This is a genomic window from Kibdelosporangium philippinense (assembly GCF_021390435.2).
Taxonomy (GTDB): Bacteria; Actinomycetota; Actinomycetes; order Mycobacteriales; family Pseudonocardiaceae; genus Kibdelosporangium; species Kibdelosporangium philippinense.
Genome location: NZ_JAJVCN010000001.1, coordinates 3,635,766 through 3,656,357, shown reverse-complemented (window position 1 = coordinate 3,656,357; position 20,592 = coordinate 3,635,766). Strand labels below are relative to the sequence as shown.

The following is a 20,592-nucleotide window of genomic DNA, read 5'->3' as shown; positions in this document are numbered from 1 at the left end:
AACTCTCTTAAAATAAGTCAGCGGCATTGCCCCGCGGGTTCCCATGTCATCAAATCGAGCCGCGGTGACCATCGAAACGCTGGAACAGGAACATAGCCAACGAACCACGCTGGAAGAAAAGTCGAGTCAAGAGAAGAGCCGCAAGCCAAAGGCGACCGAAGCCAGAAGAGAGCCATAAGACAAAAGTGGCCGAAGCCAAGATCCATCAGCCAGAAGCGGCCCGGAGTCGAAGGAAGCAACAACCGGAGACCAAAACAGGTAAAGAAAAGGCGGCCCGAAGGCCGCCCTTTCCTCAATCAAAGTCAGTAGGGGCCATGCTGCTGCCCGTGTTGCCCACTCGAACCGGGACGCCGGACCTTACGGACCGCGTTCTCGATCTGGTGGTGGTACTTACCCTTCGTCTGCCGGTCGACGAACTTGCCTGCTTTGTCGGCCATTCGGGCGACTTTCTCCGGGTTCTTTCTGGCGTACCGGCGGGCGGCCTTCGCCGCACCGGCCAGCACGGTCAGCTTCTTGAACATTCCTGCCATGGCGAACCTTTCGCGAGCGGGTGCTTGCAAGCTCTTCAACGTGTGAGGTACCCACTGGAGTTCCGCTCAAATCGCCCATTCGGCCGATGTGATCAACCCAGTCGGTCCACACGTCGACTTAACACTGGGCGCATACCTCGTCTGGCAGGCTCTACAGCCGGTAGTCGGGTGCCGTTGACCGGCAAGATCAGGCACAATGGCGCCCGCGTGCAACGGTGAGGGGATGGGACTGTGTCTGTGCTGGTGCGGTCGGGTGGCTGGCGGGGTGCCTTGGTGCGCAAGGTTGTCCTTGCCGCGCTCGGGACGTTGATCGCCGGTCTGGTGAGCGCGATCCCAGCAGCGGGCCAGGAGCAGGAGCCTGAGCAGCCGACGACAGTCGCCGGTCTTCTCGGCTACTACAAGGATTTGAGCAACCGCGCAGAGCGCGTCAACGAGGACCTGTTGCGTATCCAGGAGGACCTTAAAACCAAGCGCACCGAGTCCCAGGAGGCCGGGGCGCGCGCGGACACCGCCCGCAAACAGGCTGACGCTTCCCGGGCCCGGGTCGCCCAGGCCCAGCAGGACAAGTCCAAGGTTGACGCCTTACTGTCCGGCACCGGTGACCTGAACGCGATGAACGCCTTTCTCACGGGCAGTAGCCGTGATGACGTTGTGTCACGCATGCAAGCCGCCAGCATGGCCTCGCAGCTCAGTGGCACCGCGGCCGAGCAGGGCAGGCGAGCGATCGTCGAGGCTGAACTGGCCGCGAAGGACGCCACCGCCGCGCAGAACGAGGTCCGCCGGTCCGAGGCCGCTTTGGAGGTTGGCGCGGCTCAGGTGCAACGCCGCCGGGACGAGCTGGCCAAGCAGATCGAGCTGGTCAAGAAGGCGATCGACCAGCTGACGCCCGAGCAGAAGGCGGTTCTCACCGACCGTGGGGACAGCCCGTCGACGGTGAACATCCCCAAGGGCAACGTCGGTCCGGTCCTGCAGTACGCGCTCGCCCAGATCGGCCGTCCGTATGTCTGGGGCGCCGAGGGGCCGGATTCGTTCGACTGCTCCGGCCTCATGCAGACCGCGTACAAGGTCGCTGGCGTGAACTTGCCGCGCGTTTCGATCCAGCAGGCGACCGTTGGCCAGGCGATTCCGCGTGACCAGGTCCGGCCGGGCGACATGATCTTCTACTTCAACCCGGTGCATCACGTGGCCATGGCGATCGACTCGAACCGCGCCGTGCACGCGCCGAGCGCGGGTCAGAACGTCAAGATCCAGCCGATCAACGCGATCGGCCCGATCACGGTCATCCGCCGGGTCGTGAGCTAACCGGCCACGGTCGCTGTGATGAACGGGTCCGGGTCGGCGACGATGGCCCGGACCGCCGAGGACGCGGCGCCGCGCACAGCGGCTTCCGTGCCCAGGGTCGAGCGCAGGATTCGCATTTCCGACCATGCCGCGCTGACTACTCGCACGTCCAGCTCGTCGAGCAACAACTCATGCAGCCATGGTTCGATGCGCGCGTAGGTTCCGCCGAGCACGATCGTCGGCACGTCCAACAAATTGACCACATTGGACAGTGCGGTGCCGAGCCATCTGGCGACTGAACGTGTTGCGGTGATTGCCTTACGGTCGTTGTCCTGCAGGCGGAGTACCAGTGTGTCCACGTCGGGCACGTCGGCCTGCCGCAGGATCGTGTCCTGGCCCGCCATCGCCTCGAGACAGCCGCGTGCGCCGCAGGAGCATTGGGGCCCTTTGGAATCCACGGGCAGATGACCTATTTCGCCGCCGAATCCACGGACTCCTTCGAACAGCACGCCGTCCATCACGATGCCGGCGCCGATGCCGATTTCGCCGGACACGTGCACGAAGTCGCGCAGGTCCTCGTGCCCGCCGCCCCACATTTCGCCAAGGGCAGCGAAGTTGGCCTCGTTGCCGACCATGATCGCGGTGTCGCCGAGGTCCGTCCGGTCACGCAACTCGGCTTGCACGTCCACGTCACGCCAGCCCAGGTTCGGTGCGGTGCGCAGGAACCCGGTCGACGACTCGACCAGGCCGGGGACCGCGACGCCGACGCCACCGACCCGGACGGGCAGTTCCGCCACAGCTGTGCGGATCGCACGGGCAACTTTGACCAGTACGCGGTTCGCGGGCTGGGAACGGTTGTCCACCGGGCGGATTCGCTGACTGCTCACCGATCCGGTCAAATCGACCAAACAGGTTGCTATGTAGTCGACGCCGATCTCCACACCAAGCCCATGTGGACCGTCGGGCGAGAGCGACAGCGATGTGCCGCGCCTGCCGGGGCCGTCGCGACGCGCTGGTTCGCCGTCAACGACGAGGTCGGCGGCGATCGCCCGGTCGACGAGGCTCGACACCGTCGCCTTGGTCAGCCCGGTCCGGGCGGCGACGCCTGCGCGTGAAATTCCAGGGGAGTCCGCGATCGCGCCGAGCACGAGCGCGGAGTTGTGCCGGCGGACGGTGTGCTGGCCGGCTGGCCTCGGCTGGGTCACCACGTCATGCTAGTGGGACAAGTGACGAACCAGCGGTTGCCTCACCAGTGCGCCCCAGATAAGTTTAGGCATCGAACTATTAACGGCTCGATCTCGGGAGATACCGTGACTGACCTGCCAACTCGTGCGGACAAATTCAGCTTCGGCTTGTGGACCGTCGGGTGGCGGGCGGTTGACCCGTTCGGTGAGGCGACCAGGCCCGGCCTCGACCCGGTCGAGACGGTCCATCGATTGGGCGAACTGGGCGCTTACGGCGTCACCTTCCACGACGACGACCTGATCCCGTTCGGCTCGGACGACACCGAACGTGACCGCCAGATCAGCCGGTTCAAGCAGGCCCTGCAGGACACCGGCCTGGTCGTGCCGATGGCCACGACGAACCTGTTCACCCATCCGGTGTTCCGCGATGGCGGCCTGACGAGCAACGACCGTGCGGTCCGCCGGTACGCGCTGCGCAAGGTCATGCGCAACATGGACCTGGCCGCCGAACTCGGCGCGCAGACGTACGTGCTGTGGGGCGGCCGCGAGGGCTCGGAGACCGACGCGGCCAAGGACGTCGCCGCGGCGCTGGACCGCTACCGCGAGGGGATCGACACGCTCGCGCAGTACTCGATCGACCAGGGCTACGGCCTCAGGCTGGCCTTGGAGCCCAAGCCGAACGAGCCGCGCGGTGACATCTTCCTGCCGACGATCGGGCACGCGCTCGGGTTCATCTCGACGCTGCAGCACCATGAGATCGTCGGGCTGAACCCCGAGGTCGGCCACGAGCAGATGGCCGGGCTGAACTTCGTGCACGGCATCGGCCAGGCGCTGTGGCAGGGCAAGCTGTTCCACATCGACCTCAACGGCCAGAAGGGCCCGCGCTACGATCAGGACCTGATCTTCGGCCACGGCGACCTGCTGTCCGCGTTCTTCCTGGTGGACCTGTTGGAAACCGGTGGCTACGAAGGCCCGCGGCACTTCGACTACAAGCCGCTGCGCACCGAGGACAGCGAAGGCGTCTGGGCCAGCGCGGCCGCCAACATGCGCAGCTACCTGCTGCTGCGTGAGCGTGCGAAGGCATTCCGGGCCGACCCTGAGGTGCAGGAGGCCCTCGCGGCCTCACGGGTGCCGGAGCTGTCCGTCTCGACGCTGTCGCCGGGGGAGACCTGGCAGGAGCTGCGCGCGGATCGTTCGGCCTACGAGGACTTCGACCCGGACAAAGCGGCCGAGCGCGGCTACGGCTTCGTCCAACTGTCGCAGCTGGCCCTCGAACACGCGCTCGGTGCCAGGTAGAAGCTCGTGAGTGGTTAGCCGTGTTCTAACCCGTCTAACCACTCACGAGGGTTTTAGTGCGTGGACGGCTGCTATCAGCCTGTCCACATCGGATTCGTTGGTGTAGGGTGCGATTCCGGCTCGGACCGCGCCCGCATCGCCGAGACCCAGCCACCGCGCGCACTCCAAGGCGTAGAACGTTCCCGCCGGAGCGTTCACGCCACGTGCCGCCAGTTCGCGGTAGATCCTGGCCGGCGGTACGCCGTCCATTGTGAACAGTGCGGTCGGCGTGCGGTCGCGGTTGGGTGAGCCGTGCAGACGGGCCACTCCGGACAGTCCGGCCTCCAACCGTTTCAGCAGCGTGCTTTCGTGCTGTTCCAACGCTTGCATCGACTGTGCGAGACGGCTTCGGCGAGGTCCGGTGCCGGAGGTGAGGTTGGCGAGGAAGTCGATCGCCGCCGTGGTTCCGGCGAGCTGTTCGTACGGCAAGGTCCCGTACTCGAAGCGTTCCGGCACGGCATTGGTCGCAGGCAACAGCTTGTCCGGTCGCAAGGTTTCCAGCAAAGTAGGCCGCGCCGCGACGATTCCCATGTGCGGGCCGAGGAATTTGTACGGCGAGCACGCGTAGAAGTCCGCGCCCATCGACTCGACGTCCACCCACGCATGCGGCGTGAGGTGTACTCCGTCCACATAGACCAGTGCCCCTGCTTTGCGGGCGTGTGGCGTGATCCTGGCGATGGATGGCCTGGTGCCCAACAGGTTCGAGGCCGCGGTCACCGCGACGACCTTGGTCCGGTCGGTGAGCAGGCTCGTGACCGCCGAGACAGGCAGCTCACCGGTCGCGCGGTCGAAGTCCGCCCAACGAACTCGCACGTCGTGGGCTTCCGCCGCCTGGACCCACGGGCGGATGTTGGCGTCGTGGTCCAGCCTCGTGACGATCACCTCGTCGCCCGGCCGCCACTGTTTGGCCAGCGTGCGGGACAGATCGTAGGTCAGCTGGGTCATGCTGCGGCCGAAGATGATGCCCGACGGCTGCGCTCCGAGCAGGTCGGCCGCGGCCTGCCGAGCAGAGGCGACGATGTGCTCGACGCGCAGCTCAGCGCCGGTCACCGACCCGCGGTTGGCCAGCCCGGACACCATGGCGTCGGCGACGGCTTTCGCCACCACATCAGGCACCTGTGACCCACCTGGGCCGTCGAAGTAGGCGACGCCCTCTTGCAGGGCCGGGAAATGCGCACGCACAGCCGCTACGTCGAATGGCACATTCGCGAGCGTACTTGCGTGAAGCAATGAATCACTGGTTCACTTCTTGCGTGCCGTACCGCCGGACCCCGCGAGTACAGGCGCGCATGGACAACGTGCGCGCCGCGATCCTCGTCGCGGGCGTCGATCTGCTGTCCGAGCAGGGCTATGCCGGGTGTTCCGTGGCTGCTGTCGCGGCGCGCGCGGGTATTGCCACGGGCAGCGTCTACAAGCACTTCGCCAGCAAGGCCGAGTTGTCCGTCGAGCTGTTCCGATACGTGGTCAACCACGAGGTCGACGCGGTCGCCAAAGCCGCCGCGCAACCCGGTGACCTGGTCGAACGGATCGTCTCGGTCGCTGTCACGTTCGCCTCACGCGCGTTGCGGGCGCCTCAGTTGGCGTACGCATTGCTGGTCGAACCGGTCGATCTGCCGGTCGAGCAGGAGCGCCTGGTGTTCCGGCGCGCGTTCCGCGACGTCGCCGCCGAGCAGATCGCGCACGCCGTCGACGCTGGCGCCCTGCCCCCGCAGAACCCTGAATTCACCGCTGCCGCGCTGATCGGCGCGCTCAGCGAGATCCTGGTCGGGCCGTTGGCCGAACACGCGACCGAGGACGACGTCTTGCCCGCACTGACTACTTTCTGCCTGCGTGCCTTGGGAGGTCATGGATGAGCACCACACACGAGGTCACCAACCAGGTCCCGCCGCTCGTGGACTATGACGCGGCCGAGGATCCTTCGCTGCTCGAAGGGCTGCGTCGGGAAGGCGCAGGCTGGGCCGAGGCGGAGCTCCATGAGTTGGGGCGGCTCGCGGGCAGTGCGCAGGCTCAGGAGTGGGGCCGGGTTGTGAACGAGAACGAGCCCGTTTTGCACACGCATGACCGGTATGGCAATCGGATCGACGAGGTTGAGTTCCATCCGTACTGGCATTCCTTGATGAACGTCGCCGTCGAGCATGGCCTGCACGGCGCGCCTTGGGCTGATTCCACGCCGGGCGCGCACGTCGCCAGGGCGGCCAAGTTGTTCGTGTGGGGCCAGGTTGATGCCGGGCACACGTGCCCGATCAGCATGACCTACGCCGTGATCCCGACTCTGCGGGCCAATCCCGAGCTTGCCGCGCAGTACGAGCCGTTGCTGACCAACCGCACGTACGACTTCGGCCTGCGGGTTCCCGCGTCGAAGCAGGGCCTGATCGCGGGTATGTCGATGACCGAGAAGCAGGGCGGCTCGGACGTGCGCGCCAACACGACCCTGGCGACCCCGGCTGGCGACGGGACCTATCGCTTGGTTGGTCACAAGTGGTTCACGTCCGCGCCGATGTCCGACATCTTCGCAACGCTCGCCCAGGCGCCGGGCGGCCTGACGTGCTTCTTGCTGCCACGCGTTCTGCCGGACGGGACGCGTAACCGGATGCACATCCAGCGGCTCAAGGACAAGCTGGGCAACCGGTCCAACGCGTCGGCGGAACTTGAGTACGACGAGGCGATTGGCTGGCGGCTGGGTGAGGAGGGCGAGGGTGTGAAGGTCATCCTCCGGATGGTCAACAACACCAGGCTCGACTGCCTGCTGGGCAGCGCGGCCGGGATGCGTTTCGGCGCGGTGCAAGCGGTTCACCACGCGCGGTACCGCAGTGCCTTTGGCTCAGTGCTGTTTGAGAAGCCATTGATGCGCAACGTGTTGGCGGACCTGGTAGTTGAGTCCGAGGCCGCGACCGCGGTGGCGATGCGACTGGCAGGAGCAACCGACCGCGGCGAGGAGACCATCCGTCGCATCGGGCTCGCGGTGAGCAAGTACTGGGTGTGCAAGCGTGCTCCCGTCCATGCGGCTGAGGCGCTGGAATGCTTTGGTGGCAACGGGTACATTGAGGACTTTGGGATGGCGCGGCTCTATCGCGAGGCGCCGCTGCAGTCCATTTGGGAGGGTTCGGGCAACGTGGCCGCGTTGGACGCGTTGCGGGCCATGGCGCGGCAGCCGGAGACCGTCGAGGCGTTCTTCACCGAGGTCGAACAGGCCTCCGGCGCCGACACCAGGCTGGACGACGCGATCGAGGGTCTGCGCAAGGAACTGTCCAACCTGGAGGACATCGAGTTCCGTGCGCGGCGCGTCGTCGAGTCAATGGCCTTGGTGCTTCAGGGCTCCCTTCTCGTCCGGCACGGCACACCCGCAGTCGCCGACGCGTTCTGCGCGTCCAGGTTCGCCGGTGACTGGGGCGTCGCGCTGGGGACTTTGCCGTCCGGTGTGGACACCAAGGCGATCACCGAGCGTGCCCTGGTTTGACCAGGCCGAGCTGCCAGGCGTCGAGGTAGCGGGAGCGGAACCCGGCTTCACAGTAAGCCAGGTAGAAATCCCACATCCGGCGGAAAACCGGATCGAAACCCGCTGCCGCGACCTTGTCCCAGCCCGCGAGGAACCGCGCCCGCCACTCGTGCAGTGTGCGGGCGTAGTGCGGCCCCAGTTGGCGCTGTGTGGCGATCTTCAGACCCACACTGTCCACATTGTCTTGGATCGCGGGCACTGAGAGGGCATCTGATCTTAGTTAGGCAAGAATGTCTGCTTTGGGTGGATCGTTTCGCCAGGTTTGGGTGGATTCCCCGGTCAGGGTGCGGCTCATTATGTTAGTCATCGCCCAGTGGACCATCGTGCGCGACCGCTGGGGCAGGGCTTCGTAGTCGCGCGCGAGTCGGCGGTGTTGCATCAGCCAGCCCAGACTGCGCTCCACTACCCACCGCCGGGGCAACACGTGGAATCCCTTGGCAGAAGGGCGTTTGACGACCTCAACCCGGATACCCCGCTGGGCTCCATGACGGATGACTGTGTTGTTGTAGCCACCGTCCACCCATGCCGCCGACACGGTCGGATGCGCAGCGGCGAGATGATCGAGAACCTGTTGCCCGCCAGCGGAATCCTGCACCGACGCCGCGGTCACGATTACCGCCAGCAGCAGGCCGAGCACATCGGTGGCGATGTGCCGTTTGCGGCCCTTGATCTTCTTGCCCGCGTCGATACCCTGACTGGATTCGCTGACATTGCAGGAGGTTTTCACGCTCTGCGAGTCGATGATCGCCGCCGTCGGGGCAGCAGCGCGGCCTTTCGCGACGCGGACTTGGTCACGCAACAGGTCATGCAGCGTTTCCGTTGTGCCATCGGCTTCCCACTTGGCGTAGTAGTCATAAACCGTCTTGCAGGGCGGGAAGTCGTGCGGCAGATACTCCCAGGCGATCCCGGTCCGGCACACGTACAGGATCGCGTTCACGATCTCCCGCAAGTCATGCACGCGCATCACGGTTCCCGGCCCACGCCGGGCAGCACGCCACGCCGTCAGCGTTGGCTCGATCAACGCCCAGCGAGCATCGGACAAGTCGCTGCGGTACGCACGCCGGGACCCCACAAGTTGATCAAGGTATCAGCCGTCACCCGACACAGACATATCGCCCCAACCAAGATCAGATGCCCTCTGAGAGAAGCTGACCGCCTGGGAACACGTACTTGTGGATCCACGTGTAGGAACGCCGTGTCGCGAGCATCCGGTCGTGCGGCATGGTGATCACTTGTAGACCGACGCGCCCGCCCGGCTTGAGCACCCGGTTGATGGTCTGGAAGTACGTCGGCCAGTATTCCTCGCCGACCGCCTCGATCATCTCGACCGACACGACGGCGTCGTAAGTTCCTTGTGCGTCACGGTAATCCCGGAGCAGAACCTGGACCTGCCCAGTGAGCCCGGCTTCCGCGATCCGGCGCTCGGCGAGTTCCTTCTGCTCGCCGGAAATCGTCAACGTCGTCACGCATGCGCCGCGCTGCGCGGCCCGGATCGCCAGCGCACCCCAGCCGGTGCCGATCTCAAGCACGTGAGTGCCGGGCCGGACGTCGGCCAGGTCCAGAATCCCGTCGATCTTACGCAGCTGAGCCTGATGCAAGTCGTCACCAGGCTGGTACCACGCGGAGGAGTACGTCATCGACGGGTCGAGAAAGACCTCGAACATGTCGTTGGACAGGTCGTAGTGCCGGTGGATGTTGGTGCGCGCACCGTCCACAGTGTTGCGTTCGTCGTCCGGGCGTGTCGCATCGACCCAGCGCCGCATCACCTGCAGCGGCTTGGGAATCAACGTCGCCATCCGCCGCGCGAACGGAGTCAGCAAACCGGCAGGGTCGTTGCTGGTCCAGTCACCAGCCATGTACGCCTCGCCGAAGCCGATCTTCGCGTCCACTCCCAGCCGGTGGAAGAAGTCGTCCGGCCGGATCAGGCGCATCATCGGACCACCAAGCCCGATCCGTTCCCCGCCAGGAAAAACGACCTGGACAGGCAGGCGCCGGACGGCTTGCCGGAACAGTCGTTCGGCGGCCCACGATCGCACGGCGGATCGGGATGGTGTAGTCAATCCGGGCCAAAGCTCGAGAGCTGTCGCGGTCACTGGACACCTTCCTGAGGAGCGTGCGGCGTTCGGCGGACAATCGGGACACGGCGTAACCACAAGGCGATGCCGTGCCGACGAATCAAAGCGCTGACCAGCCGCGTGATCAGCGGGCGGTTGAGTACCGCCCGGACAATGTCCCGAGTGGACGCGGGCGTGCGAACACCGCGCAGCGTGGCGACGAGCGGAGTCTGTCCATGGTGGATGAGCCGGATGGCCAAGGCGAGTTTCTCATCGGGCTTGGGCAGCCGCATGACGTAGTCGCCACCCATCTGCTGGAACGGTGAAACATAGAATTCCTTGGCAGTGATGGCATTCCCGTTCTCATCGGTGTCGAGCAGATAGCAATGCCGCTCGCCGTAGGTGTTGTGCACCTCAGCGACCACACACGCCAATGTTCCGTCCGGCCGGTGACACCAGAAAACACTGACCGGGTTGAACACGTGCCCGAGCACGCGAGCGTTGGCCAGCATCAACACCTGACCACCCCGCAGGTCGATGCCGTAACGACCCAGCCAGGCATCCAGGTTCTGCCGAATAGTCCGGTGAGGACTGCCGAGGTGATCCCTCGCCTCGAACCGGGCGAACGGCCGCAACCACCACACAACTTTTGGCAGCCGGTCCAAGTCGACCAGCCAGAGATAGATCTTGTGCTGAAAGGCCCGTTTCGGCGGAACCTGGCGGACGTGTTCGACCACAGCCTGGTAGAGCGCGGTCACCACGACACTCCTAGTGCCTCGGCGGCCCGCACACCTGACGCGCAACCGTCCTCATGAAACCCCCAGCCGTGATACGCGCCAGCGAACGCGATCCTGTCCGAGTTCAGCTCCGGAAGCTTCCGTTGCGCAGCAACCGAAGCAGGTGTGTACACAGGATGCTTGTACACCATCTTCGCGATCGCGGAGTTGTGCGGAATCCGCCCGGTCGCGTTGAGCGTGACGACGTAATCGAGCGGCTCGGCCAAGCGCATCAACCGGTTCATGTGATAGCTGACCAATACTGGCCCGTCATTCTCATGACACGCGGTCTTCAGATAGTTCCACGAGGCCGCCGCTCCCGAGGTCACTGGCAGCAGGGATGCGTCGGTGTGCAGCCACGTCTCGTTGCGCGAGTACGTGAACGCGCCCAGCACCTCCCGTTGTTTGTCCGTCGGCTCCGCCAGCATCGCCAACGCCTGATCGGGATGCGTCGCGATCACGACGCGGTCGACGTGATGCGACTGTCCACTGTCATCCCGAATCTCGACAGTGTCTTTTCGAGGAATCACGGCCCGAACCGGAGTGCTGACGTGCACAGCGGACAGATTCTTGGCCGCAAGGTCCACATAGGTGCGAGAACCGCCCACAACGGACCGCCACTGCGGCGACCCGGTCACCGAAAGCATCCCGTGATTGGCCAGGAAGGCGAACAAATACCGCGCCGGATACTCACGCGACACCCGCGGACCCGCCGACCACACCGACGAGACGACAGGCAGCACGAAATGCTGGACGAAGTAGTCCGAATACCCACCGATGGTCAGAAAGGCGCCCAAGGTGACGTCATCAAGGGAGTCGTCGGCCAGTACTCGCCGCGCGTGCCGGTGAAACCTCAGCACCTCACCCAACATCCGAAGATACTTCGGCCGCAGATTGTCCAGCCGGGGGAACAAGCCACGGAGGCCTTTGGCGCCCGCATACTCAAGCCCGCACCCGGCACATCGGACACTCATCGACATTTCGGTCGGCTGCGTGGCGACACCGAGTTCCCCGAACAGCCGGAGAAGATTCGGGTACGTCCGGTCGTTGTGGACGATGAACCCGGTGTCGACCGCGACCACGCCGCCGTCCGGTGTCGGCACATCATGCGTGTGCGCGTGCCCGCCCAGCCGAGGCTCCGCCTCGAACAGGACAACGTCGTAACGGCGTTGCAGCAGGTACGCGGCCGTCAACCCGGCGACGCCCGCGCCAATGACAGCCACTCGGTTCGGTAGCACGCCCGTGATTCGGAGCCGGTCGCGCTAGGGTTTGTTCACTCTTTCGGTTAGGGCGGTCCGGACACGACCAGGTCGCCCGCGTCGTAGCACTCAAGGCGCTCCTGGATCTCGTCGAGATCCTGCAACGGAAAGCTGACCTGCAGCAGGTGCAGTCCGAACCTCGACGGCAGCCGGTAGTCGAACAACGCCTCGTCCATCGGTTTGATGTTGATGTCCCATGCGTCCGGGAAGGCCCAGTACGTCATGCGCTCGTAGAAGTCGTCGCGTGGCCCGGCGCGTGCGATGGCGGTGAGAAAAGCGAGACCGTCCCCGATGGGGAAGTCGACCAGTGCCCATCCTCTGTGTGCCTGCACGTAACTGGCCATGTGCGGCTTACTTTCCACCATGGCGGCGAGACTCTCACCAAGGTCCTGGCAGCAGCTGACCGTCTCGAATCCGTTGCTCCACAGGGCGGCTATGAGCGGAGCCAGCTGCTCATCGACCTCAGCCCTATGGTCGCCTAGTGTGACGGTCGTGAGCCGGTGCACATTGTCTGTTTCTGTCATGCGCCGAGGCTAGCCGTGGGCACCGACAAAAACGGGGCGCGGCCAATCCGTCGGGCTCGTGGTCGCGAATCACGGGTGACGAAAGGGGCAACGCCATTGAATTTGGAGAGTTTTCGCACCTCAGAGGTGGTCTGTAGGCGTGGAAACGGCGTGTGGTCGCAGTGTTGATGGTCGGCTCGCTGTCCACAGTGGCCGCCGCTCGGGCTCGCGACGGTTCGTGAGGGCCGAGTCAGGCGCGTTGAACGCCGTCAAGGTGACCTTCACGGCATCCACCTGGGTAACAGGTGTGGTGTGCGTGGCAAGTCAGTGGCATTGACGAAAGGGGTACCTGTGCGCGTGGCACCTGAGCTGGTGGGACTGGTCGAGCGGTTGCTTGGGGCGAAGATTCCGGTGAGTGTGCTGGCGTGGGACGGCAGCAGGGCGGGCGACTCCGATGGGCCGTGCGTGGTGCTGAATTCACGCCGGGCCCTGCGGCACGTGCTCTGGCAGCCCGGCGAGCTGGGCCTTGCCAGGGCGTATGTCACGGGTGACCTGGACGTCGACGGCGACCTGGCCGATGGGTTGAGCCGGTTCTGGCAAGTGGGGCGCAAGGTTCGGCCGTCGGCCAAGCAGTGGGGTGAGATCGTCAAGCTGGCACTGCGGCTCGGCGTGATCGGGCCACGCCCGAAGCCACCGGTCGCCGAGGCAAGGCTGGGCGGGAAACTGCACACGCGCACAAGGGATCGTGCCGCGATCGCGCATCACTACGACCTGTCGAACGACTTCTACCAGTTGCTACTCGACCCGAGCATGGCCTACTCGTGCGCGTACTGGACCTCGCCGGAGGCGTCACTGAGCGACGCACAGGCCGCCAAGCTGGACCTGATCTGCCAAAAACTCGGCCTGCGCCCGGGCATGCGGTTGCTCGATGTCGGGTGCGGATGGGGTTCACTTGTCATCTACGCGGCCCGTAACTGTGGCGTGCACGCCACCGGCATCACTTTGTCCCAGCAGCAACGGGATCACGTGCTCAAGCGGGCCGAGGGACTGTCGGTCGAGGTGAGGTTGCAGGACTATCGCGAGCTTCCGGCTGAGCCGTTCGATGCCGTCGCGTCGATCGAGATGGGGGAGCACGTCGGCGAGGAGAACTACCCGGCCTACGCGGCCACGCTGTTCCGGATGCTGAAGCCCGAGGGCAGGCTTGTCCTGCAGCAGATGTCCCGGGGTGCGACCGCGCCGGGTGGTGGCGCGTTCATCGAGACCTACATCGCGCCGGACATGACCATGCGGCCCATCGGGTCGACGTTGAACCACCTCGCGGCCGCGGGTTTCGAGATCCGTGACGTGCAGGCGATGCGTGAGCACTACGTCCGGACCTGCCGTGCCTGGGCGGAGACCTTGGAGAAACGCTGGGATGATGTAGTGGGCCTCGTCGGTGTCGAGCAGGCAAGGATCTGGCGGTTGTACCTGGCAGGCGGCGCGTTGGCGTTCGAGGAGAACCGGATGGGCGTCGACCAGATCGTCGCCGTCCGGACCACAGTGGACGGTCGTAGTGGCATGGAGGGGCTATGTTCCTGACCAACCTGGCTGTCAGCGCGGGCGCGATCGTCGTGCTGCTTGGCCTCGTGTTCGCCATCTCGGTCCGCCGGGACCGCCACGACCTCATCGACGTGGCGTGGGGACTGGGCTTCGCGGTGGTCGCGGCTGTGTCCTTGGTGCTCGCCGCGCAGCCGAACGTGCTGATCGCCGTGCTCACGATGGTCTGGGGCGTCCGGCTGGCCGTCTACATTGGAGTACGCAACCACGGCAAGCCCGAAGACCCGCGATATGTCGCGATCCGCGAACGTGCCAACGGCACCCTTACCTTGGTGTACAAGGTCTACCTGACCCAGGGAATGATTCTGCTGTTCGTGTCCCTGCCGGTCCAGGCCGCGCAGTACATTCCAGCGCCGCCGGTCTGGTTACAGGTGATCGGCGTGCTCGTGTGGCTGATCGGGTTCGTGTTCGAAACCGTCGGCGACTGGCAACTGTCCCGGTTCAAAGCGGACCCAGCCAACAAGGGAAAGCTGATGACCACCGGATTGTGGCGCTACACCCGGCACCCGAATTACTTCGGTGACGCGGCCGTGTGGGCTGGCCTCTATCTGCTCGCATGTGGGACTTGGTGGGGCGCGGCGACTATTCTCTCGCCAGTTCTGATGACCTGGCTGCTCGTCAAGGGTTCAGGCAAGCCGTTGACCGAGAAACACATGCGGAAATCGCGCCCGGAATACGCCGCGTACGCCGACCGCACCAGCGGCTTCTTCCCGCTGCCGCCGAAGCACGCCTAATCAAGGAAACGTCCCCAGGACGTGAAATCCTGGGGACGTTCGCTGATCATCCGCCGCTGCGGCGACTGGTGAAGTTGCGGTGCGTCGGCGTCGACTGGCTGCGCATACTCTGCACCTTGCCGTATGTCTTGGCCTGCGGTTTCGCCGCGCGGCGCTCGGCACGGCTGAGCTTGGGCGCTTCTTCGGTGTTCTCCGGCGCCTCGATCGGCTTCATGAAGGACAAACCTTCACTCGCGCTGGCTTTCGGGGCCTTCTTGCTGTTTTTCTTCGGGCTCGTAGCCATGAGCAATCCTCCTGCGAAGGGAAAGTTGATAAGGGGTCGGCCACGCGGCGAATGAACAGCCTGCGGTGGCGTGTAGTTCTCAACCTAAGAGCGCAGTTCGCGCGGAGGTCTCAGATGCCCATGGCACGAACCATAGCAGCGCGCTCTCAGGCGCGCATCCCGTTAGACGACCGGGATGGCTATCGCGGTGATCACTAAGCCGTCCCCGACGATCCACTTGCCACTGAACCCGTCAACCTGCTCACCTGCGATAACAGGCCCCGGCACGATCAACTTCGCCTCGAACGTGCCGTCCGTGGCCAGCGTGATCGACGCTTCCTCGAACCCGAGCCATTTACGAGTCAACGGGAACCACGCCTTGTAGACGGTCTCCTTGGCGCAGAACAGCATCCGGTCCCAGTGCACCGTCGAGTCCGCGGCCGTGAGCTCGGCAAGGCGCCCTTTCTCCTCGTCACGGGAGATCACGCCGAGCACCCCTTCGGGCAGCGGCGCGTGCGGCTCCGCGTCGATCCCGAGCGTGTGGATGTCCCTCGAGCGGGCTACGATCGCCGCGCGATACCCAGCGCAATGCGTCATGCTGCCGACAACTCCCGATGGCCACTGCGGGGCGCCGCGCTCGCCGGTCAACAGCGCCACGGGTTCGATACCGAGTTCGGCGAACGCCTGGCGCGCGCAGTACCGGACCGTGGCGTATTCGAGCTTCCGCTTCTCCACGGCCTTGCGCACGTGTTCCGCCTCCTCGGGGAACATCGTCGACTCGTCCGCGTTGGTGAACATCTCCCTGCTGGCCACTCCAGCGGGCATCAGCTTCTCGATCACGACGCCACCCGCGCCCGCAGGACCGGCTTGAGCAGCTTCGCGGGCAGGCCACGCGGCTTCCACTCACGCGGATAGCCCAACGAGACCTCCTGGAAGGGCACGCCGTCGTACTCGGTGTGCCGCGGGATGTGCAGGTGCCCGTAGACCGCGGTCGCGGTGTTGAACCTGGTGTGCCAGTCGGCAGACAGTTCAGTCCCACACCATTGAGCGAACTCCGGGTACCGCAGGACCCGCGTTGGTTGCCGTACCAACGGCCAGTGGTTGACCAGCACCAACGGCACATCCGGGTCGCACGCGGCGAGCCTGCGCTCGGTCTCGGCGATCCGCGCGTGGCACCAGGCGTCGATCGACGGGTACGGGTCCGGGTGCAGGAAGTACTCGTCGGTGCAGACGATCCCGGCCTCGTGCGCGATGGCCAGCGCCTCTTCCTTGGTGTTCGCGCCCTCTGGCCGGAAGCTGTAGTCGTACAGCGCGAACAGCGGCGCGATCCGGACGGGCCCGCCGTCGCCGGTCCAGACCGGGAACTCGTCCTCCGGCGTGAGCACGCCCAACCTGCGGCACATCGCGACCAGGTGCTCGTAGCGCCGCACGCCACGCAGCTGCACGAGGTCCTTGGCCGTGGTCCACAGCTCGTGGTTGCCCGGCACCCAGATCACCGTGTCGAACCGCGATTTCAGCAGCTCGAGCGCCCACTTGATGTCCGTGGTGGTCTCGGCGACGTCACCGGCGACGATCAGCCAGTCACCAGGGTGGTCCGGTTGCAGCCCCTCCACGATCGCCCGGTTCTCGGCATGGCCGATGTGCAGATCGCTGATCGCCAGCAGCTGTGGTGTCCCGCTCACGTACCGAAGCCTACCGACGCTGATCGGGGCAAATGGTGCTTTCCCTGTGACACCCGCCTCTGCTACACCGGAGTCCGACGTCCAACGCCGCCGCCACCGACATGGATGTGAGGAACAGTCGATGGCGCTTGACCGGCGGAAATTCCTGGTAGGGGGCGCGGCGACGGCGTCGTACCTCGCCACGGCGGGGCAGGCGCACGCCAGCAGCCCGGACTTATGGCACGAGTTCGTCAGCAACCCCTACAACCACCCGCAGATCCCCAACATCGCGTACGCGGGCTTCCGGCTCGGCGAGCGGCCGCCCGCCCGGCCCTCGCGGACCAACGTCCTGCGCTACGGGGCCAAGCCCGACGGGTCGGCGGACGCCTCGGCCGCGATCAACCAAGCGATCAAAGACGTCGGCAGCGCGGGTGGCGGCGTCGTGTTCATGCCAGCGGGCACGTACCGGATCGACCACATCATCGAGATCGGCTCCGACAACGTCGTGCTCAGAGGCGCGGGCAGCGGCCGGACCACGCTGTTCGCCACGCGCTCGCTCGAGCAGATCATCGGCATCAACCGCAGCCGCTACGGCGGGCCGAACTCGGCGTGGAGCTGGTGCGGCGGCCTGGTCTGGGTCTGCCACCGCGACCGGCGCGAACCGTTGATCGAGGCGATCAAGGCGCAGCAATGGCCGCTGGAAGGCTGGATCGGCAACGAAGGCGCCGACAGCAGTGTGATCACCACGATCTCCGGCGAGGTGCCGCGTGGCTCGTTCACGGTCACGGTGGCCGACGCCAGCGGCCTTGAGCCAGGCAAGCGGGTATTGCTGCAGGTCGACGACGATCCGGCGCACGGCCTGCTCAAACACATGTGCGGCGACATTCCCGGCACGGAGTCGTATATATGGACCGACAAGACCAAGCTGCTTTCGTACAAACCGTTCATGTGGCCAGTGCGGATAGCGGCGGTCAAGGGCAACGAGGTCACGCTGGCCCAACCGCTGCCGGTCGAGCTGCGCGCGGAGTGGAACGCGCGGCTGACCACGAGCGCTCCGGCGATCACCGGCGCGGGCGTCGAAGGGCTGACCATCCAGTTCGTCAAGACGGTCCGCCCGGCCCACCTGCAGGACAAGGGCTACAACGGACTAGTGTTCCAATGCGCATGGGACTGCTGGGCCGACGATGTGTCTGTTGTGGACAGTGACAATGGGTTCCTGCTGGTCTCGGCCAAGGGCGTGTCGCTTTTGCGGACCCGGGTGAGCGGTCGCGGGCAGCACCATTCCTACGCGGTCCGCGAGCAGTCGCACGACAACCTGACCGACGACTTCGCCATCGGCAAGTTCACCGAACCGCCGACACCGGGCTCCGGACACCACGGGATCAACGTGGAAGGCCTGTCCTGTGGGAATGTCTGGTCACGCGGCCGGATGGAAGCCGGGACGTTCGACACCCACCGAGGGCTGCCCTTCGGCAACGTCCGAACCGAGGTGGAGATCTTCAACGACGGCTCACACGGCGGCAGCGCCGACGCGGGTCCGTTGTACGGCGCGCGATTCGCGCACTGGAACATCACGGTGACCAACCAGCGTGCGGGCTGCGTCAAGATCGACCACGTGGCGCCGTGCAGCGCGACCGTTGGTATCTCTACGGTTCGTGAGTTCGGGCAGATCGACCGGCCGGACTTCACCGGGCCACTGCGGTCCAAGCTGGAGAGCTACGGCAGCACCGCCGTGACTCCCTCGAACCTGCACCGGGCTCAGCGCGCTTTGCGAGGTTTCAACCAAAGCAACGCGAAATTGGTCTAAAAAGATCAATGCATCGGTTGTGCCGGACACCGATGTACGGGTACCTCTATGTCTAGAGGTTGTTGCTACAGCTGGGAGATCCGGCATGATCACCGGTCCGGACCGCCAACCATGGCGGCTGATCAGCGTACCCGCGCTCGTCGCGGTCGTCCTGCTCACGGCTCTGGCTGGTCTGCTGTGGTTACTCGGCATGCCGGACGCCTCTCTACTGTGGACGGTCGCGGCGGCGGCCGGTCTCGCCCCGCTGACCGTGTGGTCGATCGAAGACCTGGTGCTTGATCGCCGGGTGGGCGGCGCGCTGCTGACCATCCCGGTGATCGCCGCCGCGCTGCTGGTCGGTGAGCATGAAGTCGGTGCCGCGGCGGGCCTGCTGGCCTGCGGCATGCGCGGCGCTGAGGTTCTCGTGCGCCGCCGTGCCCGCCGCGAGGTCGCGGAGATCGCCCGTGCTGCCTCCGAAACCAAGATCCGCACAGGGGAGCGGGTCACGGTTGGCGCAGGCTCGCCGATCCCGGTGGATGGCCGGTTGCTGCACGACGCGGTGCTCGACGAATCGCCCTTGTCCGGCGATCCGATCAGGGTTCGCCGTAAGGAAGGTGAATCGGTCCGCAGTGGCGTGATCAATGTGGGCGATCCGATCGACCTGATCGCGGCGGTCCCAGACACCGAGGGCACGTGGGCGGCGATGGCGCGCCTCGCGTACCGCGCGGTCACCGACGGCGCCGGGCCATTGCGACGGGCTAACCGTGCTGCGTTGGTGTTCGCGCCTTTGGCAATCGTGGCGGCGGTTGTCGTGTGGCTGGTGACATGGAATCCGCTGGCCGCGTTTGGTGTGCTGGCTGTGGCTGCGTCGGGGCCGGTTCTGCTTGCGGTGCCGTTGTCTTTGACCGCTGGGTTGACGCGTGCTGCGCGTCAGGGCGTTGTCGTGGGTGACGTGGGTGTCCTGGAGCGTTTGGCACGCACACGGATCGGGGTCATCGACGCTTCCGGAGTCATGTACTCAGGCACATTGGCCGTGACGGAAGTGGTCGCCGCGCCCGGGTGGCTGACCAACGACGTGCTCGCGTGCGCTGCGTCCGCCCAACGCGCGCGGCCGGACGCTTTCGCTGGGGCCGTTGTCCGTGCGGCGAAGGCCGCGGGTGTACGGGCCTCGCACACCGGCAAGGTCACCTTTGCCGAGACCCAGCCGGACAGCGCCCTCGACTGGGTAAAAGTGGCCCTGGCCAGGGGAAGCCTGGACAACGCGAGCGTCGCCTGGGTGACTGTGGACGGACAGCCGATCGGCGCGCTACTGGTCCGTGACGAGGTCCGGCCGGACGCCGCGAAGTCGGTACGGGCGTTGCGGCGAGCCGGGATGCGACGCCTGGTGCTCGTGAACCGTGGGCACCTCAACGCCCCCGAGGACGTCGGCGTCGTACTGGGCGTCGACGAGCTGTGGACACACTGCGGGACCGCGGACAAGGTGGAGCGTGTCCGTGAGGAACGACGTCACGGCCTGACCCTGATGGTCGGCGACGACCCGGCCGTCGGCGCGGCGGATGTCGGTGTCGCGCTGAGTGGCCGTGGCGCGTGCGTCGCCGACGTGATCATCGCTGACGGTCAGGTGGCGCGCCTCGCCGACGCCGTACGAACCGCGCGGCGGACACGGTGGATCGGCGTGATCGCCGCGACCGTAGGGCTGACGATCATCCTCAGTGCGATGGCCGTGTCCACCCTGGGTTGGCTGGCGCCGATGTTCGCGGTGCTGGTCAGGGCCGGTTTGGACGGCCTGACCATGGGCGCCGCGCTACAGGCATTGAAGCCAGGACGGCCCGTCGCGCGGCCATACGTGCGCGAACCCGATCACCTCAGCCCAGTCCGGCACGCGGTCCGCCAAGCCGCCGCCGACCTCTCCACCGGCCTCACCCCACAGGCCCAACAATCCGTGCTCAGGGCTTATCACCTGATGGCCGACCACGTCGTGCCCGCACAGCGAACCGGCGAGATCGAACGCCAGGTCCGCAGGCTCGGCGCCCACCTGACCACACCGAATGCCGAGGTAGACGACCTACGGGCAACAATGTACGGCCTCAACGCGGTCCTGAACGAAAAGGTCCAAGGTAGGCGCCGCTAGCCCA

The 20,592-nt window shown here is 65.7% G+C and carries 19 protein-coding genes and 1 pseudogene; 8 read left to right on the top strand and 12 right to left on the bottom strand.

Annotated elements, in window-relative coordinates; translation table 11 throughout:
* Positions 1-302 precede the first annotated feature (302 nt).
* Entirely contained in the window at positions 303-530 is a 228-nt protein-coding gene (locus LWC34_RS16890) for an antitoxin (RefSeq protein ID WP_372496506.1), read from the bottom strand.
* Between the two features lie 231 nt (positions 531-761).
* On the opposite strand from LWC34_RS16890, the gene LWC34_RS16885 reads away from it, so the two are divergent.
* A complete protein-coding gene (locus LWC34_RS16885) occupies positions 762-1,832 on the top strand; it encodes a C40 family peptidase (RefSeq protein WP_233726012.1) in 1,071 nt (356 codons plus the stop codon).
* On the opposite strand, the gene LWC34_RS16880 is transcribed toward LWC34_RS16885, so the two are convergent.
* Positions 1,829-3,016, bottom strand: coding sequence for an ROK family transcriptional regulator (locus tag LWC34_RS16880; protein WP_233726011.1), 1,188 nt, complete (start codon positions 3,014-3,016; stop codon positions 1,829-1,831). The two genes, LWC34_RS16885 and LWC34_RS16880, sit on opposite strands and share 4 nt — an antisense overlap.
* 105 nt (positions 3,017-3,121) lie before the next feature.
* On the opposite strand from LWC34_RS16880, the gene xylA reads away from it, so the two are divergent.
* The gene (gene xylA / locus LWC34_RS16875) at positions 3,122-4,291 is read left to right on the top strand and encodes a xylose isomerase (RefSeq protein ID WP_233726010.1); all 1,170 of its coding nucleotides are present in this window, start codon (positions 3,122-3,124) and stop codon (positions 4,289-4,291) included.
* Positions 4,292-4,333: 42 nt separating this feature from the next.
* On the opposite strand, the gene LWC34_RS16870 is transcribed toward xylA, so the two are convergent.
* Positions 4,334-5,533 (bottom strand): cysteine desulfurase-like protein, encoded by a 1,200-nt coding sequence (locus LWC34_RS16870; RefSeq protein ID WP_233726009.1) that lies wholly within the window; start codon positions 5,531-5,533, stop codon positions 4,334-4,336.
* 50 nt (positions 5,534-5,583) lie between these two features.
* Here LWC34_RS16870 and LWC34_RS16865 point away from each other — a divergent pair, with 50 nt between their 5' ends.
* Together LWC34_RS16865 and LWC34_RS16860 are read left to right on the top strand one after the other, a co-directional pair.
* On the top strand, positions 5,584-6,183 hold the full coding sequence (locus LWC34_RS16865) for a TetR/AcrR family transcriptional regulator (RefSeq protein ID WP_233726008.1): 600 nt from the start codon (positions 5,584-5,586) through the stop codon (positions 6,181-6,183).
* Positions 6,180-7,787 (top strand): acyl-CoA dehydrogenase family protein, encoded by a 1,608-nt coding sequence (locus LWC34_RS16860; protein WP_233726007.1) that lies wholly within the window; start codon positions 6,180-6,182, stop codon positions 7,785-7,787. Before LWC34_RS16865 ends, LWC34_RS16860 begins: the two co-directional genes overlap by 4 nt.
* Here LWC34_RS16860 and LWC34_RS16855 read toward each other — a convergent pair.
* The 6 genes and pseudogenes from LWC34_RS16855 to LWC34_RS16830 all read right to left on the bottom strand — a co-directional run bounded on the left by LWC34_RS16855 (position 7,765) and on the right by LWC34_RS16830 (position 12,439).
* Positions 7,765-8,025, bottom strand: coding sequence for a class I SAM-dependent methyltransferase (locus LWC34_RS16855; protein WP_233726006.1), 261 nt, complete (start codon positions 8,023-8,025; stop codon positions 7,765-7,767). The two genes, LWC34_RS16860 and LWC34_RS16855, sit on opposite strands and share 23 nt — an antisense overlap.
* Before the next feature lie 21 nt (positions 8,026-8,046).
* Positions 8,047-8,898, bottom strand: a complete 852-nt coding sequence (locus LWC34_RS16850) for an IS5 family transposase (RefSeq protein WP_233722595.1) — start codon at positions 8,896-8,898, stop codon at positions 8,047-8,049.
* A gap of 67 nt (positions 8,899-8,965) precedes the next feature.
* Positions 8,966-9,919 (bottom strand): annotated as a pseudogene (locus LWC34_RS16845) (class I SAM-dependent methyltransferase); the annotation flags it as partial.
* On the bottom strand, positions 9,916-10,641 hold the full coding sequence (locus LWC34_RS16840; RefSeq protein ID WP_372496505.1) for a DUF1365 domain-containing protein: 726 nt from the start codon (positions 10,639-10,641) through the stop codon (positions 9,916-9,918). The pseudogene LWC34_RS16845 and the gene LWC34_RS16840, both read right to left, overlap by 4 nt.
* Positions 10,635-11,903 carry an NAD(P)/FAD-dependent oxidoreductase gene (locus LWC34_RS16835; protein WP_372496544.1) on the bottom strand — a complete coding sequence of 423 codons (1,269 nt, stop codon included), beginning with the start codon at positions 11,901-11,903 and terminating at the stop codon, positions 10,635-10,637. Before LWC34_RS16835 ends, LWC34_RS16840 begins: the two co-directional genes overlap by 7 nt.
* A gap of 38 nt (positions 11,904-11,941) precedes the next feature.
* Positions 11,942-12,439: a hypothetical protein gene (locus LWC34_RS16830; RefSeq protein WP_233726003.1), complete on the bottom strand. Its 498-nt coding sequence runs from the start codon at positions 12,437-12,439 to the stop codon at positions 11,942-11,944.
* A 330-nt stretch (positions 12,440-12,769) separates the two neighbouring features.
* Here LWC34_RS16830 and LWC34_RS16825 point away from each other — a divergent pair, with 330 nt between their 5' ends.
* On the top strand, positions 12,770-13,996 hold the full coding sequence (locus LWC34_RS16825; RefSeq protein WP_233726002.1) for an SAM-dependent methyltransferase: 1,227 nt from the start codon (positions 12,770-12,772) through the stop codon (positions 13,994-13,996).
* On the top strand, positions 13,987-14,748 hold the full coding sequence (locus tag LWC34_RS16820; protein WP_233726001.1) for a DUF1295 domain-containing protein: 762 nt from the start codon (positions 13,987-13,989) through the stop codon (positions 14,746-14,748). Before LWC34_RS16825 ends, LWC34_RS16820 begins: the two co-directional genes overlap by 10 nt.
* Before the next feature lie 46 nt (positions 14,749-14,794).
* Here the strand turns inward: LWC34_RS16820 and LWC34_RS16815 are convergent, their stop codons facing one another.
* From LWC34_RS16815 to LWC34_RS16805, 3 genes are all read right to left on the bottom strand, one after another.
* Positions 14,795-15,031: a hypothetical protein gene (locus LWC34_RS16815; RefSeq protein WP_233726000.1), complete on the bottom strand. Its 237-nt coding sequence runs from the start codon at positions 15,029-15,031 to the stop codon at positions 14,795-14,797.
* Between the two features lie 162 nt (positions 15,032-15,193).
* Entirely contained in the window at positions 15,194-15,850 is a 657-nt protein-coding gene (locus LWC34_RS16810) for a 4'-phosphopantetheinyl transferase family protein (protein ID WP_233725999.1), read from the bottom strand.
* Complete coding sequence (locus tag LWC34_RS16805) at positions 15,847-16,692, bottom strand: metallophosphoesterase family protein (protein ID WP_233725998.1); 846 nt, start codon at positions 16,690-16,692, stop codon at positions 15,847-15,849. Before LWC34_RS16805 ends, LWC34_RS16810 begins: the two co-directional genes overlap by 4 nt.
* Before the next feature lie 121 nt (positions 16,693-16,813).
* Here LWC34_RS16805 and LWC34_RS16800 point away from each other — a divergent pair, with 121 nt between their 5' ends.
* Positions 16,814-18,478 carry a glycosyl hydrolase family 28-related protein gene (locus LWC34_RS16800; protein ID WP_233725997.1) on the top strand — a complete coding sequence of 555 codons (1,665 nt, stop codon included), beginning with the start codon at positions 16,814-16,816 and terminating at the stop codon, positions 18,476-18,478.
* A gap of 85 nt (positions 18,479-18,563) precedes the next feature.
* On the top strand, positions 18,564-20,588 hold the full coding sequence (locus tag LWC34_RS16795; RefSeq protein WP_233725996.1) for an HAD-IC family P-type ATPase: 2,025 nt from the start codon (positions 18,564-18,566) through the stop codon (positions 20,586-20,588).
* Positions 20,589-20,592: the final 4 nt, after the last annotated feature.

Excerpts from the sequence above, each read along its gene's own strand:
- LWC34_RS16890 (WP_372496506.1), bottom strand. The coding sequence starts at position 530 with ATGGCAGGAATGTTCAAGAAGCTGACCGTGCTGGCCGGTGCGGCGAAG.
- LWC34_RS16860 (WP_233726007.1), top strand. The coding sequence starts at position 6,180 with ATGAGCACCACACACGAGGTCACCAACCAGGTCCCGCCGCTCGTGGAC.
- LWC34_RS16830 (WP_233726003.1), bottom strand. The coding sequence starts at position 12,439 with ATGACAGAAACAGACAATGTGCACCGGCTCACGACCGTCACACTAGGC.
- LWC34_RS16820 (WP_233726001.1), top strand. The coding sequence starts at position 13,987 with ATGTTCCTGACCAACCTGGCTGTCAGCGCGGGCGCGATCGTCGTGCTG.
- LWC34_RS16815 (WP_233726000.1), bottom strand. The coding sequence starts at position 15,031 with ATGGCTACGAGCCCGAAGAAAAACAGCAAGAAGGCCCCGAAAGCCAGC.
- LWC34_RS16800 (WP_233725997.1), top strand. The coding sequence starts at position 16,814 with ATGGCGCTTGACCGGCGGAAATTCCTGGTAGGGGGCGCGGCGACGGCG.
- LWC34_RS16795 (WP_233725996.1), top strand. The coding sequence starts at position 18,564 with ATGATCACCGGTCCGGACCGCCAACCATGGCGGCTGATCAGCGTACCC.